2 protein-coding genes are annotated in these 2,526 nt (G+C 67.8%); both read left to right on the plus strand.

The window, feature by feature from the left end; all coding sequences use genetic code 11:
- On the plus strand, positions 1-836 hold an 836-nt coding region (locus K8V84_RS07680), incomplete at its 5' end, for an MFS transporter (RefSeq protein ID WP_304072305.1).
- A gap of 209 nt (positions 837-1,045) precedes the next feature.
- A partial coding sequence (locus tag K8V84_RS07685; RefSeq protein WP_304072306.1) for an ABC transporter substrate-binding protein occupies positions 1,046-2,526 on the plus strand: 1,481 nt, incomplete at its 3' end.

A 2,526-nucleotide genomic window follows, 5' to 3' on the forward strand; every position in this document is an offset into this window, starting at 1 on the left:
CGTTCCTCGCCTGGGGCTGGCGACTGCCGTTCCTGGCCAGCGTGGCGATCGTGGCCATCGCGCTGTACTTCCGGTTCCGGGTGACGGAGACCGCGGCGTTCAAGGCCACCGAGAGGGACGACGCCGTCAGCACCGCGCCCATCGTGGAGGCGGTACGCGGCCACTGGCGCTTCCTCCTGGCGGGCATGGCCCTCTTCGTCTTCACGCTCCCCTGGGTCTACATCGTGCAGACCTTCGCCGTCTCGTACACCACCGGGACCTTGAACGTGGACTCCACGCACACGCTGATCGGCCTGCTCGCGGCCATGCTGCTCACCATCCCGGCGACCCTCGCCGCAGGGGCCCTCGCGGACCGGATCGGCCGCAAGCCCCTCCTCATGGGGGCGGCCGTCTTCGGTGTCGTCTTCGCCTTCCCCATGTTCATGCTCTACCAGACCGAGAACTCCTTCCTCGTGGCGCTGGGGCTCATCCTCGGTCTCGCCGTCATCCAGGGAGCCACCATCGGTGTCTCCGCGGCGATGATCGCCGAGATCTTCCCCACGCGTATGCGCTGGAGCGGGATCGCGCTCTCCCGGGAGCTCCCCGCGGCCGTCGCTGCGGGCACCGCGCCCATGGTGGCCACCTGGCTGGTGGCGGTGGGCGGAGGAACCCCGTGGCTGGTGGCCGGCTACCTGGTCGTACTCAGCCTCATCGGTGTGATCGGCATCTGGTACCTGCCCGAGACGCTGGTGAAGGCGCCCACGGTCGAGGAGGCCCCGGCGGAGGACGCCCACCGGCGCACCTCGGACTCGGTGTCCACCGAGTCCACCCCCTCCCAGAAGACGCCCTCGGTGTGAGCACCGGTCCCTGATCCTCGACCGCCAAGGTCACGGGGATCCACCGGCGGCACACGAAAGGTCCGCTTCGCACCTTCGACGCGACCGCGGCGCGCTCCTACCACGAACCCGCTCGCACCAAGACGTGAACCACATCCGAGCCGGTGCCACTTCGCATTCCATCGACCGAGAGGACCACCATGTCGAGTCAGGGCCGAGGGGGACGCGCCGTGTCCGCCGCTCTATGCGCGGGAGCGCTCGTACTCACCGGATGCACCACGGGAGGCGGTGACCAAGCGGGGACGGACACGATCCGCGGGGCGTGGATCGAGGATCCGACCACCTTCGACCCCGCTCTGTCCGAGACGACCGATGACTATCGGGCGGTTCGACTGGCCTATGACACCGTGATCCGCAGGGATCTGGACGGCGAATTCATCCCCGGCCTGGCCGAGTCCTGGGAGCAGTCGGCCGACAACACGACGCTGACCATCGGGGAGGGACACACCTGCGCCGACGGCACCGAGATCACGCCGACCGTCGTCGCCGGGTCCCTGGAGTACCTCGCCGACCCGGACACCGGCTCTCTCCACACCACCGGGATCTTCGGTGACGGCGAGGTGACCTTCACCGCCGACGACGAGGCGGGGACCGTCTCGATCGACCTGAGCGAACCGCACTCGGAAGTGCTGCCCGGGCTCGCCATCCCCCAGGCCGGAATCATCTGCCCCGCCGGGATGGAGGATCTCCAAGGCCTCGCGGCCGGAACCGTGGAGGGCGCGTTCAGTGGTCCCTACGTTCTCGGTGAGTCGAACACCGGGGTCGGCTACCGCTTCGACCTGAGGGAGGACTACGACGGTTGGGTGGAGTACTCCGAGCCCCTCGAAGGAACCCCCGCGCGGCATCTGGAATTCGTCGTCGGAGCGGAGGACGCCGTGGCCAACCAGCTCCTCACCGGCGAAATCGATGTCGCTCCCGTCGAAGCCGAGGAGCTGAGCCGGTTCGAGGAGGACGGCTCCTTCGGGTTCACCACGGCCGTCACCGGCGAGTACTACGTCATGTTCAACCACGCGGAGACCAGTCCCTTTCAGGACGAGGAGCTCCGTAGGGCCGCGGCTCAAGTGATCGACAGAGACGCCCTGCGCGAGATCGTCGATCCGGAAGGGGAGCTGATCGCCACCCTGGGCGACGAGAACATGCAGTGCGCCAACACCGACGAGTCATTGCTGCTCGAACAGGACATGGACTCCGCCGGAGAGGTTCTGGACGGGGTCTCCGTCAATGTGCTGGGCAGCCACGCCATCGGCCCGAACGGCTCCGCGACCGTCTACCTGCAAGAGCAGCTCAACGCCGCGGGCGCCGACGTCGAACTGCACAACACCGACGTCGGCAGCTGGGTCGGCCAACTCTACGACGAGCCCGAAACCTGGGACGTCACCGTCTACGCCACGGTCAACAACATGGGGACCATCTCGTGGGGTCTGACCACGGTGCTCGGTGAGTGGTACGGGCAAGGGGGCCGGAACATGACCTACTCCGAGAACCCCGAGGCCGCGGAGGCTCTCGCAGCGGCCCTGAGCGCCGAGTCCGAGGAAGAGATGTGCGGGCACTGGGAGACCGCTCAGCGGGCGGCGCTCGAAGCACTGGACTTCATTCCGGTCTCGATGGTGACCCAGTCCATCGTCAGCAGGGACGGGTTCTCCGTCGAGGT

It is taken from the genome of Nocardiopsis listeri (assembly GCF_020741345.1).
Taxonomy (GTDB): domain Bacteria; phylum Actinomycetota; class Actinomycetes; order Streptosporangiales; family Streptosporangiaceae; genus Nocardiopsis; species Nocardiopsis listeri_A.